The 13,172-nt window shown below is 71.4% G+C and carries 16 protein-coding genes; 1 reads left to right on the top strand and 15 read right to left on the bottom strand.

Annotated elements, in window-relative coordinates; translation table 11 throughout:
* Positions 1 to 278 precede the first annotated feature (278 nt).
* Both G5V59_RS34785 and G5V59_RS34780 read right to left on the bottom strand, forming a co-directional pair.
* Positions 279 to 2,399, bottom strand: coding sequence for an N-acetylmuramoyl-L-alanine amidase (locus G5V59_RS34785; protein ID WP_278259495.1), 2,121 nt, complete (start codon positions 2,397 to 2,399; stop codon positions 279 to 281).
* 122 nt (positions 2,400 to 2,521) lie between these two features.
* Positions 2,522 to 2,731: a hypothetical protein gene (locus G5V59_RS34780; RefSeq protein ID WP_278259494.1), complete on the bottom strand. Its 210-nt coding sequence runs from the start codon at positions 2,729 to 2,731 to the stop codon at positions 2,522 to 2,524.
* Between G5V59_RS34780 and G5V59_RS34775 the strand changes: the two genes are divergently transcribed.
* Entirely contained in the window at positions 2,712 to 2,969 is a 258-nt protein-coding gene (locus tag G5V59_RS34775; protein WP_278259493.1) for a hypothetical protein, read from the top strand. The genes G5V59_RS34780 and G5V59_RS34775 overlap by 20 nt on opposite strands.
* 54 nt (positions 2,970 to 3,023) lie before the next feature.
* On the opposite strand, the gene G5V59_RS34770 is transcribed toward G5V59_RS34775, so the two are convergent.
* From G5V59_RS34770 to G5V59_RS34710, 13 genes are all read right to left on the bottom strand, one after another.
* Positions 3,024 to 4,166 carry a hypothetical protein gene (locus G5V59_RS34770; protein WP_278259492.1) on the bottom strand — a complete coding sequence of 381 codons (1,143 nt, stop codon included), beginning with the start codon at positions 4,164 to 4,166 and terminating at the stop codon, positions 3,024 to 3,026.
* Positions 4,166 to 4,918: a hypothetical protein gene (locus G5V59_RS34765; RefSeq protein ID WP_278259491.1), complete on the bottom strand. Its 753-nt coding sequence runs from the start codon at positions 4,916 to 4,918 to the stop codon at positions 4,166 to 4,168. Before G5V59_RS34765 ends, G5V59_RS34770 begins: the two co-directional genes overlap by 1 nt.
* Positions 4,891 to 5,742: a baseplate J/gp47 family protein gene (locus tag G5V59_RS34760; RefSeq protein ID WP_278259490.1), complete on the bottom strand. Its 852-nt coding sequence runs from the start codon at positions 5,740 to 5,742 to the stop codon at positions 4,891 to 4,893. The genes G5V59_RS34765 and G5V59_RS34760 overlap by 28 nt, the downstream gene beginning before the upstream one ends.
* Positions 5,739 to 6,041: a hypothetical protein gene (locus G5V59_RS34755; RefSeq protein WP_278259489.1), complete on the bottom strand. Its 303-nt coding sequence runs from the start codon at positions 6,039 to 6,041 to the stop codon at positions 5,739 to 5,741. The genes G5V59_RS34760 and G5V59_RS34755 overlap by 4 nt, the downstream gene beginning before the upstream one ends.
* Before the next feature lie 240 nt (positions 6,042 to 6,281).
* Positions 6,282 to 6,521 carry a hypothetical protein gene (locus G5V59_RS34750; RefSeq protein ID WP_278259488.1) on the bottom strand — a complete coding sequence of 80 codons (240 nt, stop codon included), beginning with the start codon at positions 6,519 to 6,521 and terminating at the stop codon, positions 6,282 to 6,284.
* 126 nt (positions 6,522 to 6,647) lie between these two features.
* On the bottom strand, positions 6,648 to 8,168 hold the full coding sequence (locus tag G5V59_RS34745) for a hypothetical protein (protein WP_278259487.1): 1,521 nt from the start codon (positions 8,166 to 8,168) through the stop codon (positions 6,648 to 6,650).
* Positions 8,105 to 8,782 carry a hypothetical protein gene (locus G5V59_RS34740; protein ID WP_278259486.1) on the bottom strand — a complete coding sequence of 226 codons (678 nt, stop codon included), beginning with the start codon at positions 8,780 to 8,782 and terminating at the stop codon, positions 8,105 to 8,107. Before G5V59_RS34740 ends, G5V59_RS34745 begins: the two co-directional genes overlap by 64 nt.
* Complete coding sequence (locus tag G5V59_RS34735; RefSeq protein WP_278259485.1) at positions 8,779 to 9,705, bottom strand: hypothetical protein; 927 nt, start codon at positions 9,703 to 9,705, stop codon at positions 8,779 to 8,781. The genes G5V59_RS34740 and G5V59_RS34735 overlap by 4 nt, the downstream gene beginning before the upstream one ends.
* A gap of 432 nt (positions 9,706 to 10,137) precedes the next feature.
* The gene (locus G5V59_RS34730) at positions 10,138 to 10,872 is read right to left on the bottom strand and encodes a tape measure protein (protein WP_278259484.1); all 735 of its coding nucleotides are present in this window, start codon (positions 10,870 to 10,872) and stop codon (positions 10,138 to 10,140) included.
* A gap of 3 nt (positions 10,873 to 10,875) precedes the next feature.
* Complete coding sequence (locus tag G5V59_RS34725) at positions 10,876 to 11,649, bottom strand: hypothetical protein (RefSeq protein WP_278259483.1); 774 nt, start codon at positions 11,647 to 11,649, stop codon at positions 10,876 to 10,878.
* A complete protein-coding gene (locus tag G5V59_RS34720; protein ID WP_278259482.1) occupies positions 11,649 to 11,810 on the bottom strand; it encodes a hypothetical protein in 162 nt (53 codons plus the stop codon). Before G5V59_RS34720 ends, G5V59_RS34725 begins: the two co-directional genes overlap by 1 nt.
* Before the next feature lie 52 nt (positions 11,811 to 11,862).
* Positions 11,863 to 12,360 carry a hypothetical protein gene (locus tag G5V59_RS34715; protein ID WP_278259481.1) on the bottom strand — a complete coding sequence of 166 codons (498 nt, stop codon included), beginning with the start codon at positions 12,358 to 12,360 and terminating at the stop codon, positions 11,863 to 11,865.
* Positions 12,361 to 12,377: 17 nt separating this feature from the next.
* On the bottom strand, positions 12,378 to 13,172 hold the full coding sequence (locus tag G5V59_RS34710) for a hypothetical protein (protein WP_278259480.1): 795 nt from the start codon (positions 13,170 to 13,172) through the stop codon (positions 12,378 to 12,380).

The following is a 13,172-nucleotide window of genomic DNA, read 5'->3' as shown; positions in this document are numbered from 1 at the left end:
TGGTCGCCGACGCGGGCATCGAGTCTGGTCCCGGGTAGAGGACGGACCGCTGAGTAGCGTGGCGACGAAGTCGTCCGAGGCGAGGGTCTCCCCGGTGTGCCCGGAGAGGATCCGGGTTCGGCGATCGCCGCCGGCGTCGGCCCACATCTCCCCGATGCCGTCGGGCCCCTCGAAGAGAGGGATGCCGCCGTCGGTGTCCGTCGTGACCGTGTCGGCCGGGTCGCCGTCGACGAGGAGGTCGGTGTAGCGCCCGCCGCCGGTCGCGGCGTCCCAGAAGGTCACCTGCGCACGCTGGGCGCGCAGGCTGCCGGCGGTACCGATGCCGAAGACGTAGTCGGCGGCGGTGCCACCGAAGCGGGCTCGAGCCACGTCACTCCCCCTCGGTGCCGTCGAGGGCGGTGTCGCCGTAGATCAGGCCGCGCTCGTCGGCGTTGGCCTGGTAGTCGTCGGGGATGCCCGACGACAGGATCGACAGGTACGACGCGCCGCCGGCGAGCAGCGGGGAGGCCAGCGAGATGCCGACGGTGACGAGCGTCGGGATGAGCCTGCACTTCGCCGGTGACGACGCCGAGCACGACGGACGCGGACAGCCCGGTGGTCAGGGTGGCGGCGTAGGCCTGCGCGGTGGTGCGGATGAAGCCGCGCTTCGCGGCGGTCCTGGTGCGGGCGGGGACGATGCTCATGCTGCAGGCTCCGATCGAGTAGGCGACGGCGGGGTGGTCCCCCTCGTAGGCGTCGCTGGTGGTGGCGCGGACCTTCGGGACCGGGCGCTTGGCCGCGGCCGGCACGGGCCGGGTCGCGGGGCGCCAGAGGGCGTAGTCGAGGGGCTCGCCGGTGGTGATGATCTGCGCGCCGATCGCGGTCGCGGTGCCGCGGATGGAGTACGGGAGGCGGACGCTGGCGAAGCCTGGTTGAGGTCGCCGGCGATGAGGAGGTCGTAGCCGGTGGAGACCGCGGCGTAGTGGCGCAGCATCTTCGAGCAGTCGACCCAGGCCTTGACGTTGCGCGGCCGCGTCGGGCCCCAGGGCATGTGCGGGGCGATGAACATCGACGGGCGGCCGTCCTCGACCCAGCGGAACCAGGGGAACGCGCGGCCGGGGATCGCCTTGCCCTTCGGGCCCCACCAGACGGTGTCGACGTCGATCAGGCCGTGGCGGGTGATCCCGCTGCCGTGCTTGGCGAGGATCATCGTCGAGGCGCCGACGTCGCCCTTGCCGGTGTAGATGGAGTACTTCATGTCGCCGGCGTACTCGCGGATGACGTCGCGGTTGCCGCCGGTCTCGAGGATGGCGCCGAACCGGCGGCCGTTCATGACGGCCTCGGAACCGGCACCGAACGTGGGCCGGTCGCCGACCTTGGCGTTCCAGACGGCGAAGTCGGCGGCCGCGAGCCTTGGGGTAGTTCGGGCCGCCGGCGGCCGCCTTCTTGATGGCGTCGATCTGCTGGCGCACGAGGGCGAGGAACTGGTCCCAGGGGAAGTCGCGCGGGTCGGTGTGGGTGGTGCGGCCGAAGGCGCGTCGGCTGTCGTCGTGTCCGTAGATGCCGTGCTTGCCCTTGGCCCTGAGCCTGGGCGACGGTGGGCCGGATGGGCTGGATCTTGTAGGCGAGGCACAGGCTGCGCGACGTCGCGCGCGGCGCCGCGGATGATGGCCTGGGAGTCGGCGTCCTTCCAGCGGGACGCAGCGCCGATCTGCTCGTCGCACAGGCTCGTAGCCGATGGTGTCCTGGTTCGAGCCGCAGTGGTAGGCGACGGTGTGGTCGCCGACGCACTGGAACGTGACCTTCGGGTCGCGCACGTAGTGGGCGGACGTGACCGGGCTGTTGGGCCCGGCCCACCACTTCGCGATCGCCTCCGCCGTGCCGGGGTTGTCCGGGGAGACGGTGGCGTGGATGACGATCGCGCGGGGGGTCTGGCGGCCGCCCTTGTGACGGGCCGCGATCATCTTGGGTGCGGGCGCGGGGTAGTTCACGGGGTTCCTCCTGGGGTGGGGTTGCGGGGTACGCACACCGGGTTGGGGACGGGGGCGCCGGCGACCGGTGCGCTGGTGCCGTCGGTGAAGATCGAGACGAGCCTGGCCGTCGACGCACTCGAGGTGGTCGAGGCTGCGGCCGGGTGCGCCGTCCTTGCCGTCGACGCCGTCGACGCCGTCGCGGCCGTCCTTGCCGGGCGCGCCGTCCTTGCCGTTCTGGCCGTCGCGGCCGGCTGCACCATCGGCGCCGGTGTCTCCGTCGGCACCGTCGGCACCGTCGGCACCGTCGGCACCGTCGGCACCGTCACGGCCGGCCTTGCCGGGGCGGCCGTCCCTGCCGTCGACGCCGTCCCTGCCGTCGCGACCGGCGGCACCCACCGGCCCCACAGGACCTGCTGGGCCGGCGGCGGGTGTCGGCGGATCGGGCACTGCCTTGAGTTCTGTCGACGTAGTCGCAGGCGACGGGGTCACCGGCCGAGCACGCCGATCGCATGTAGTTCAGCGCCGAGTCCGCGGTGACCTTCTGCTCCTGCGCGTTCCGCTGAGCCGCGTCACGCTCGCCTTCGAGCCTGGGCCGCGACGAGCCAGCCGATCACCATGCCGACCACGGCACCGGCGAAGGCGAGGCCGATGCCCCACCCGATGCGACGGCGGCGCTGGTCGACCGTCGTCACGGGAGGTCCTCGGGCAGGACGCCGCGCTCGACGAGCATCTCGCGAGACTCGGACGAGGCGGGCGAACATGACGTTGCTGCTGCGCATGTTGGTCTCCTGGTTCTCTCGGAGCCTGGGTGTTGGCCTCGACGGCGTCGGCGCGCGCCTCGTCGAGGTCCTGCTCGAGGCGGCGCTTCTCGGCTGCGTGGTCGTCGCGCTCCTGGTCCCGCTGCGCGACGGCGTCCTCGACTCGCTGCTCGCGGCCCTTGCGGTACTCCCGTGCGGCGTATCCGAGCGCGGCCGCGATGAAGGCGAGGAACGCGAGCGGCCCGAGGACGATGTCTGAGCCGAGGATGCTTGGGTCAGGTGCCATGCCCGGCCCCGCGAGGGAAGGGGCGGGTCAAGGCGGCCAGGGTGGCGTGCCACAGGAACGCGCCGGTGGGCAGCACGAACGACGACCACCCGCCGACGCCGAGGCTCGCGGATCGCCTGCGCCACGGTGACCGCGATGCACAGGCTGCAGGGCCGCCATGACCACGTGGGCGATCCAGATCAGGAAGTGCCGGCGGAGGGCGTAGGAGGTCACAACGGCCGCCGCGGCGGCCATGATCCCCATCCCCCAGGCGCGAAGGTCGCCGAGCGCGTTGAGCACGACGAGCGATTGGGCGACGTCGCCGTTGACGGCATAGTCGAGCCCGCGGACGAAGGACAGGACCGCGAAGAGCACGACGAGCGCGACGAGGACCTGCGGCGGGATCGACGGCGGCTGGTACCGCGCGAGCCGCGTCACTGCGGACCCGTCCAGCGGACGGAGAGCGCCGTCTCGTAGGGCGGTTCGGCGAGAGGACGCGTGGAGTCGTTGCTGTGGAAGACCGTGAGGCCGATTCGGTTGCCGGCGGCACAGGGGGATCTCCGTCGATCCGGACATCGTGGTGACGCCGCCCTCTCGGGCGTTGTCGCCGCGAGCGACGACGACCGACCCGTAGGTCGAACCGGTCACGGAGACGTGCATGATCCCGGCGTTGCTGGTGGTCTCGAGGGACGCCTGGGCGTGCACCTCGTAGATGCCTGCGACCGGCACGGTGAGTCCGCCGGTCGATGCGGTGACGCCGCCGCGAAGGTAGGTGGTCTGGTTGAAGGAGATGCCGGTCGACTGCAGATTGGGAAGGTTCTGGGCGGTCGTCTTTCGCATGCGGCCTGCTGGAACTGCAGCCGCGAGGGTGGGCACCTGGCCGACGGTGGCGGCGTCGGTCGCCGCCACGCCGTTCTCGAGGCCGACGATGCGCCCGTCGGTCATCCGGGGAAGGCGGCGCCACTGGGTGCCGTCGTCGTGCCAGATCGAGCCGTCGGCGAGCACGTTGCACAGGAGCCCGGGCACGCCGGCGGCGGGCATGTCGGCGAGGTAGTTGACCTGGATGTAGAGCGCGCCGACCGCTGCGATTCGGTCGGCGAGGGCCTTCAAGTCGGCCGGGACGTTGTTGGCCTGGCCGCTGCCGGGCTTGGGGTACGGGAACCCGCCTCGGGAGGTGGTCTCGATCGGCATCAGGGGATGGTTCCTTCCTCGGGCGTGTGGGCGAAGAGGGCGTCGTAGGTCGGGAACTCCACTGCGAGGCTCCTCGTAGGTGCCGTGTTCGGCCGCGAGGTGGTCGTAGGCTCGAGCCGCCGACCTCGAACACCAGCACGATCCCGACCGGCTTCTGTGGGGCCGCCGCGGCCGCGAGGTCGGCCAGAGTCGCGTCGCCGAGGTCGCCGCTCTGCACGCGAATCCGGACGCGCCAGGGCGATCCGTCGCGTTCGTAGATGTCGACCCTTCGGGAGCCTTGGAGGCGGGAGGAGATCGCGGCGGCGAGCGCGGCGGTGGTGCCGCGACGCCAGTGCGCGCGGTGCTGGATGAACTCTCGCGCGCTCTCCTGATCGAGGTCGGCCGGGACGTCGGTGCCGGTGGCCTTCCCGAGCCATCGCGGGTCGGGCGTCGTTGCGAGGTCGAAGGCGCCGGCCCAACCGCGAGCGGTCTCGCTGAGGTGGGCGTTCGCGAAGCTCGACCGGGTCGGTGTACGCCTGGACCAGGTCGGGCAGCGCTTCGCCGGCGCGGTCGCGGAAGGCCTGGCCGAGTGCCTCGAGGACGCGCAGGGCAACGAGCGCCGGCGTGAGGCTCGGACCTGGGATCACGTGATGCTCCCGGCGATCGTCGACGGGGTGGTCGGGTGCGTGATCGGCGCCGGGAGAGCCTGCGGGCCCGGGGATCGTGATGTCGCCGGTGCTTCCGTTCACCTCGAGGTTGGAAAGGTAGGCCACGCCGTCGACGCCGCCGGCGACGCGGGCGAGACTCGAGGTACCGGACGGTGGTGGTGTCGACCCAGGACTGAGGGTCGTCGGCAGTTGCTCCCCAAGCGAGGAGCCAGTCGGCGATCGCGTTGTTGATCGAGGCCTGGAGGATGACGCCGTCGGCACCGGACTCCGCGACGGCGGTGTAGGTGATGCTGAGGGCGGTGTAGGTCGGTTCCGCGACGTGCAGCACGAAGTTGACCTCCCGGGCCTCTTCGAGCACGGCCTGCACCTGCGCGGCTACGGTCGGGTCGACCGGCATGCCGTCGATGCCGATCGGGAAGACCGTGGCAGTCCGCTCCTGAGGGGTGCCAGGCGTCGAGGGGTCGAAGAGGTCGACGCCGAGGGCCCGCTCGACGCCGGGGACGCTGCGCGCGAGCGCCGCGAGGTCGGCGGCCCTGACGCCGCCAGGGCGGAGGGTGCCGAGGTAGGCTGGTGAGTCGCTCGAGGTACTGCTCGAGGCTCTCGGGCTCGACGCCGCCCGACGACGAGGTGGTGGCGGTCGCGGCGAGCACGAGGCTTGTCGCCGTGACCACGACGAGGGTGCCTGCGGGGACTCCGTTGCCGTCGGAGCCGGCCTCGGCTGCGTGCATCGTGACGTCCAGCGTGGTCGTCCCGGGAGAGACCACGATTGCGTCGGCGAGCTCGAAGGCGACGTCGGTGCCGTCGCCGTTGACGCCGACGACTGTGAATCCGTCCGGGACGGTGTCGCCGAGGGAGGTGTTGACGGCCAGGCTCGACGACGATGCTTGCCGCGGTGCCGGTGAACGCCGGGAAGCCGAAGACGGTCTCACCCATGCCTGCGACCGCCAGCCTGCAGGACCTCGGCCGTGGTCTGGTTGAGGATCGCGATCTCGCGACCGACCTCCTCGGCCAGCGCTACCTCCGGGGCACCCTCGGTGGCTTCCCAGCCGACGAGCCTGGAGGCCGGGCCGTCGAGGATCGTCGCGGTGACCTCGTCGGGGTCGGTGGAGATCTCGGGCGGGTCCCAGGGCATGGTCAGTCCCCCTCGGTGTCGGCGACAGGTTCGAGCCCGTCGGGTCCGGTGCTGTCGGCGTGGATCTGCAAGCTGCGCGAGGGCGCCGGCGGCCATCTGCTCGGCGTCGGTGAGGTCTGCGCGGGGTTCCCAGGTCGTGATGCGCTCGACGACGTCGCTGATGTCGAGCCTGGCCGAATAGGGGGTCGGGCAGGCCGTAGTCGGGAACGGAGCGGCGTTCGCCGGGGCGGGTGTTCAGGAGGAGGGCGGCCGACTGTGCGATGTCTTCGGCGCTGTCCTGGTCGACGGTGGCGAGTGCGCCGCTGGCGGTGACCCGGATCGGGAGCGCGAGGTGCTTCACGACTCCCCCATCTGGTCGACGGCGGCGATCCACGGCCGTTCGTTGGTGAAGAGCACCAGCACGACGTCGCCAACTTCGAGGCCAGCCGGCCCCCGGCACGGCCCGATGGGCACGCGCTGGTCCCCGTCGAGGACGGCGACCCAGGCGCCGCCGTCGAGGCGGACTACTCGTGCGGTGACGGGCTCGTCGGGGGTCGATGGGGGCTTGCCGAACAGGGTGTCGAGTCCGAGGCTCATAGCCAGATCGCTCCTCCGGTCCAGGTGCGGGTGTTGGCTCCTCCGAAGACGCCACATCCGTACGCCGAGCCCATTGCCTCGACGGTGTGCTGCCCGTCTCCGAGGCTGATGGCCACGTGGTCGTACTCACCGACGCCGATCCGGAAGAGCAGTGCGCCTCGGGTATGGAGCGCGTCTCGCACTCCGATCGTCTTTCCGCGCGACACGCAGGTCTGCCACTGCGACCGCGAGGGCTTCCCGAGGGTGTTGCCGCCGGCCCGCGTGGCTTCCTGCACGAGCCCTGAGCAGTCGTAGCCGCTGGGCCCGCTGCCGCCCCACACGTAGGGCTTGCCCCTCTGCCTGAGCGCGAAGTTGACCATCCGCTCGCGGGCGGCGTTGCCCGATCGGCCGCCGCCGTCCTTGCCACCACGGCCGGGGACGTAGTCGTTGTCGCCTCGATCCCGTTTGCCGCTGCGGCCCTTGGTGTCGCGCTTGGGCTTGGGCTCGGCGAGCGCGTGAGTGCCGCGGATCAGGTCGACGTCGGCGCGGGGGCTGGTGAGCCTTGCGGTTGACTCCGGAGACGACCCACAGGCCGTTGGCGGGGCCGACGTCGCCGAGCAGCGCGGGGTGGCCGGGGAGGACGGAGAAGAGCCTTGGCGTCGACGACTGCCTTGGCCGTCGATGCGCGCTTCCCGACGTCGAGGTCGAAGTCGAGCGACTGCACGCCGGCGACGCCTTCGCGCATCGGGATCGGTGACACGCGGGTGGTGAGCCAGTCGTCCCCGCCGACGATGAGTTCGCTTGCCGTTGGAGAACCGGCGCCAGCGGATGGGCTCGGCGATGTCGGATCCGAGGATCTCCCACGAGTTGGTCTTCTTCCCACCCGCTGACCGCTTGAGCGCCGTGCGGACCTTGGGCCTGGGGGTGGGGTCGACCAGGTAGGGGACGCCGGCCTCGCGGGCGAGCCGGATAGCGAACTGCCGGCGGGTGACGGTGCCGGCCGGGACGGACAGAGGCTTGGTGCGCCGGCGAAGCGCTGCGACGATCGCGTCCTCGAAGGTGAGGGTCAGGTTGTGACCGGACTTGCTGAGGGCGACGAGCTCGAAGTGGACGCCGGCGACGGCGGCCCAGGAGCGCTCGTTGAGGTAGGGGTACCGCAGGAGGCTTGCGCTGGTGGTCGGCGACGGTGAGCTTGAGGGTGGAGGCGCCGTCCGTGGTCAGCGAGAGCTCGGGCGGGCCGACGAGCGCCTGGACGATGTCGAGCGTCTGGCCGCGGCGGCGACCAGCGTTGACGAGCTCGAGCTCATCGAGCACCGAGAGCGGGTCGAAGGTCACTTCTTGCTCTTCTTGGTCGACTTCGTCGCCTTGGTCGCCTTGGTCCGCTGCCTGGCGCGCGCTGCAGGGCCAGGGGTGAGACTCGGCGCCGTGTAGCGCTCGAGCCTGCAGGCTGAACTCCTGGTAGACGCGCCGCGTGGACCGGTGACCGTTCGTCCCGGCTGCGGGTCCCATGAGGTAGGTCCCCCAGGTGATGCCCTGGATGACCCATCGGTCGGAGGTCGGCACGCGGGCGAGCCCGGCGACCATCAGGACGGGGGGCTCCTGGGTCAGGCGGTGCGGTTTCCCCCAGGACTCGATGATCTGGCAGTAGCCGTCGACGGCGGTGTGCACGCCGACACCAGGCTGCGTCGATTCCCGACACCACAAGCGGGATGGTGAGCGTCCGCGTCGGCGTGCCTGTCCACCCGAGGACGGGCGTGCGCCGCGGTCGGTCGAGGACCTCCCAGCCGCCGACGCCGCCGGAGATCTCCTCGTCGTCGGTGAGGTCGAAGGTGAGCCCGCGCAGGGCCGGCTTCGTAGGGGTGATCGTGACGGGGTTGACCAGGCGTCGGGTCATGCTCGTGCGCTCTTGTCCTCGATGTCGTCGACGACCGTCTCGGCGAGGACCTTGCCGTCGACCACCAGCCTGGATGACCGTGGGGCCTCCGGGGTGGCTCCGGCCGACGCGGACGTCCGTGTCCGGCCCGAGGACGCCGGCCTCGACCTCGGAGGGCGTGAGGGTGCTTGGCATCGCCGGAGGGCTGACGCTCGGCACCCGCGGGTGCACGTAGCCGTCGGTCGTCGGGGTGAAGAGGCTCCCAGGCGTGGCGGGGCCCGCGGTCGCCGACGATGTACGACTCGCCCGCCTCGACCGGACCGCCTCGTGCGAGACGAGGGATCGGGTTGTCGGGTAGGTCGATGCTCACCGGGCCCTTGCCGATGCTATTGGGGATCGCGTCGTTCATCTTGTTGATGCCGCCGTTGATGAGGTCCTTGATGCCCGACCAGATGTCACCGGCGAGCCCGGCGGCGGACTTGCCGAAGGCTGCGGAGGCCTCGCATCAGACCCTCGACGAGTGCTCGCCCTGCGCCGGCGAACTTGCCCGCGACGCCGGCGATGCGCCCCGGGAGTGACGTGATCTGGCCGACGAGCCAGGCTGGCGCCGGAGGCCGCGGCCGCCTTCATGCGGCTCCACTGCGAGATCACGAGGCCGACGGGGCTGAACCGGAAGAAGGCGGTCTTCATGAACTGCAGCCCTCGGCCGACGGCGTTCTTGGTGCCCTCGATCGCGCCGGAGACGAAGGACTTGATCCGGTCGAAGTTGCGGATGACGAGCGCCACGATGAGGCCGAGCGGGCCGAGGATGATCGTGAGGAGGAGCGGCCAGTTGCGCTTGACGAAGCCGACGACCCAGCCGACTCCGGCGCCGATGGCCTTGAAGGCGACGTCGACGCCGACCCTGAACCAGGCGATCTTCTTGTAGGCCAACACCGCGGCGCCGATGAGGAGGCCGATGCCGATCACGACGAGCATCAGCGGGTTGGCGGACATCGCCGCGTTCAGGAGCCACTGCGCTGCAGCCCAGGCCTTGCTCGCCACCGCCGCTGCCTTCTCTGCGGCCGTCTTCGCGATCGTCGCGACGCGGGCGCGGGTGTTCGCGATGACGCCGGCGTTGGTGGCGGCCGTGTTGGTCGCGGTGGCGGCCGCCGACGCCGCGGTGGCGCCGCGGTTGGTGACCACGGCGGCAGAGTTGGCCTTGAGGGCGCGGGTGTGGGCGATCGTGGCCGCGGTCTCGGCGATCTTCATCGGGACCGCGAGGATTGCGAGCGCGTTGGCGGCGGCCTGGGCGGCCTTGTAGGCGACGAAGCCGGCGACCAGGTAGGGCATGGCCTTCGCGAGTCTCGTCGACGTGGTCGGCGAGGAACCCGATGACGACGGCGAAGACACTGACGGTGTCGGAGGCGCCCTGGCTGAGCGCGTCCCCGAAGGCGGACCAGTCGATGGTGGCGAGGGCCGAGCCGACCTTGGAGAAGGCGGACCCGACCCGAGACAGCCCCTCGCCGCTGGCGCCCTTGACCTCGTCGAGGATGCCCCGCACGCCGCCGGCCTTATAGGCGTCGATCATCTTCTGCAGCCAGGTGACGAACGACTGGACACCGGCGCGCAGCCGGGGCATGGCCTTGGTGGCGAGGTCGGACGCGCCGATCACGAGGTCCTTGACCATGGGGAGTGCCGGCTGGATCGCCTTAGCGAGCCCCATCGAGACGGTGTCCTTGAGGGTCGACCAGACGCCGGAGAGGCTGCGCGACTGCGCCTCCATCATCCCGTTGAACTTCTCGAGCCCCTGTCCGGTCCGGAGCGCCTTGAGGATGCCCTGGACAGCGTCTGCGCCGAGACTCGCCGTCCTGGATCGCCTTCGCGATCTGACTGCGGCTCTTGCCCAGCGCCCGGGTCAGCAGGTCGTAGACCGGGATGCCGGCGTCGCGCAGGCTGGTTGAGGTCCTCCGCGCTGACCTTCTGCGCGGCGATCATCTGCTGCAGAGCGACGGTGGCCCGCTTGATGCCTTCGGACCCCGTGCCCATGCCAGCGGTCGCGTTGCCGAGGCTCCGCATGATCGGCACGACGTTCTTCGCCCGCACACCGACGGAGATCAGGGACGAGGCAGCGGTCTGCAGGTCCGGGAACTCGAACGGCGTCTCGGCGGCGAACCGCTGGAGGCTGGCGAGGAAGGCCTGGGCCCGCTTGCCAGAGCCAAGCATGGTGGTGAAGCCGATCCGGGCCTGCTCCATGCCAGCGGCCGTCTTGAGTCCGAGCGCGCCGGCGGCGACCGTGAGTGCACCGACGACCTTGACCGTGAAGCCGACCCCACGGCTGACGGCACCGAGCGCCCCGCGGAGACCAGCGAAACGCCGGCCGGAGGACTCTGCCTTCCGGCCGGCGTTGTCGGCGGCGTTGCCGACGTCGTCGAGGCCACCCTCGACCTCCTGCAGGCCGGCGGCGGTCTCGCGGCGATCCTTGAGCGAGAGTCGGAGGCCCACCTCTTCCTCAGCCACGAATCACCCCCTCGGGATGTCGGTCAGCCCTTCAGCGCGCGCGCGAGCCACCTGGTGATGAAGCGCGCGGTGAGGCCGGCCGTCTTGGTCGAGATCGCGTCGACGAACCACTTGTCGCGGTCGGCCTGGATCTTGGTCGCTCTCTCGAGCGCGACGGCGTAGATCGCGGCGTCGTCCGAGCCGAGCGCCAGGAAGCGGAGCGGGTCGAGACCGAGGCTTGCTGCGACCGCGGCCGTCTCGACGGCCGGGTCGCCCCTCAGTTTCCCTGGTACTCCCGCTCGAGGTCCTCGGTGGAGTAGCCGGACCACTCGGCGAGCCTTGCCGGCGGTGGCGAGGATGTCGCCGTCGGTGTGGAACAGCGCCTTGACGGCGTCCGAGGCGTTGTTGACGCGCTCGCCGAGCAAGCTGGCCGAGCCTGTCGTCGAAGCGCGGCCAGTCGCCGTCGAGGTCCTCGATGTCGACCGACGAACTCGCGGCCGCCGACGACCTGGAAGATGCCGATGCAGGCGTCCGCCGGAGGACCGCGTTGGCAGTGACCGCGGTGCTGGGGTCCTTGGACTTCTCGGCGCGCTTGTTCGCGACCGTGATCTGCCCCTGGGTCAGGGGCCGGTAGCGCACGTAGATCGGCGGGTCGTACCGCGGTACGGCGAAGTCGACGGTGAGCTCCTCGCGGACCTTGGCGCGCCGGTCGCGCAGGCTCGTCAGGTGCGAGGTCACCGCCGCAGCGGACTGCTCGCCCGGCTGCTCGTCGATGCCGGGCGTGATCTCGTCGCCCATCACGTGGCGTCCGCCGTGACCATGCCGGTCTCGAGCATCCGGGGGTCGTTGGAGTCGGAGTCGACCTCGCCGGTGTTCACGGTCTTGAGCACCCCGGTGAAGATCTTCGGCGTACCCCAGGCGGCGCCGTCGGTGCCGAGCGGCTGCTCGGTGACGACCATCTGGCCGAGACCGCACCGGCGCTCGAGCCACTTCGAAAGGTCGTGGTCGCGCTCACGCTCGTACCCGCGGGAGACGGTGAGGTCGGCGGGGGTGGCGAAGGCTGGGGTAGGTCTGGGTGCGACCGCCGCCCACCTTCCGCTTCTGGACGTCGGCCTCGACCTCACCGCCGGAGCGCGTGTCGAAGACGCCGATCGGTCGACCGTCGACGGTGACGGTGACGAGGTACTGGGACTGGGTGCTCATGCGGTGACTCCTTCGGCGACGGAGGTCGTCACGTCGATGACGACCTTCTCGGTGTGCGGGCTCAGGGACGCGGCGACGGCGGCGTGGAGCTCGCCGGCGGCGATCGTCGTCGGGGTGTTGACGCCGGCGACGTCGACGTCGAACGCGTCTTCGGCGGTGTCGCCGAACAGGGCGTTGCTGCGCCACAGCGGGTTGAGGTAGCCGCGGAGGCCACCCTCGACCTCGGCGAAGAGGTGGCCGTGGGGGTCGAGCCTGCCGGAAGAGGAACTGCTCGCTGAGCGCCCGGATGCCGGCGGTGGTCTGCATGGCCATGCGGCCGCAGTTCAGCCTGCCGGAAGGTGGGCTCGTCGGAGAGCGACACCCAGCCGTAGAGCCTGGACGACGTTGTTGATGGTCCGGAACACCGAGACGCCGGCGTCGTGGAGCGTGTCGTGCTCGGCGTCGGTGAAGGCCGTCGAGATCGCGACGGCTCCGGCGACGAAGCCCGCGCCGCGTCCCTGGCTGCCGGCCGGCGCGTTGTTGGCGTGCCCGGCGGCGGCGTCGCCCCGGGCGACCAGGCCGGCAGTGACCACCGAGCCGGGGATGTCTCGGGTGGTGCCGGCGGGACCCGTCACGGTGGGCCAGCCGGCGAGGATCGTCGCGCGCTCGGAACCGGGCGCAGCCGCGAGCCCGGCCGCCGTGGTGGCGATCGCCGTGGCGGTGGCGTCGCCGGCGACGTCGAGGAGCACGCAGCGGGTGAAGAGGTCCGCGTGGTCGAGGAGCGCGGCGTGCGCCGCCGCGGTGGAGACTCCGGGGATGAAGACCTGGCCGGGCCCGAAGCCCGCACCGATCTTGCTCAGGGCGGTGGTCCACTCGGCCTCGGTGACCGCGCTCGCGTCGGCGGCGGCCGCGCGGAGGACCCACACGCTGGGCGCCCCCTGGTTGAGACAGTCACCGACCCAGGTCGCCTGGGTCTCGGGGACGGCCGCGGCCAGCGCGTCCGCCTTGGAGTAGCACTGGATGGGGTCGCTGGGCCCGGTGGCACCGGCGTACACCAGGAAGGCGACGCCGGTGTCGGTGGGGGTACCTCGGCGCTGGAGCGCCGCTGCCACGTTGACGACGATCTGGGGTCGCGCCAC

This window comes from Nocardioides convexus, assembly GCF_011090295.1.
This window is presented reverse-complemented; position numbering and strand designations above follow the sequence as displayed.

Coding starts and splice junctions, on each gene's coding strand:
- G5V59_RS34750 (WP_278259488.1), bottom strand. CDS start 6,521: ATGAGCCTCGGACTCGACACCCTGTTCGGCAAGCCCCCATCGACCCCC.
- G5V59_RS34755 (WP_278259489.1), bottom strand. CDS start 6,041: ATGGCCGCCGGCGCCCTCGCGCAGCTTGCAGATCCACGCCGACAGCAC.
- G5V59_RS34715 (WP_278259481.1), bottom strand. CDS start 12,360: ATGCAGACCACCGCCGGCATCCGGGCGCTCAGCGAGCAGTTCCTCTTC.
- G5V59_RS34720 (WP_278259482.1), bottom strand. CDS start 11,810: ATGGTCGTCACCGAGCAGCCGCTCGGCACCGACGGCGCCGCCTGGGGT.
- G5V59_RS34735 (WP_278259485.1), bottom strand. CDS start 9,705: ATGCCCTACCTGGTCGCCGGCTTCGTCGCCTACAAGGCCGCCCAGGCC.
- G5V59_RS34780 (WP_278259494.1), bottom strand. CDS start 2,731: ATGCGCAGCAGCAACGTCATGTTCGCCCGCCTCGTCCGAGTCTCGCGA.
- G5V59_RS34740 (WP_278259486.1), bottom strand. CDS start 8,782: ATGAACGACGCGATCCCCAATAGCATCGGCAAGGGCCCGGTGAGCATC.
- G5V59_RS34725 (WP_278259483.1), bottom strand. CDS start 11,649: ATGGGCGACGAGATCACGCCCGGCATCGACGAGCAGCCGGGCGAGCAG.
- G5V59_RS34770 (WP_278259492.1), bottom strand. CDS start 4,166: ATGCCGATCGAGACCACCTCCCGAGGCGGGTTCCCGTACCCCAAGCCC.
- G5V59_RS34775 (WP_278259493.1), top strand. CDS start 2,712: ATGACGTTGCTGCTGCGCATGTTGGTCTCCTGGTTCTCTCGGAGCCTG.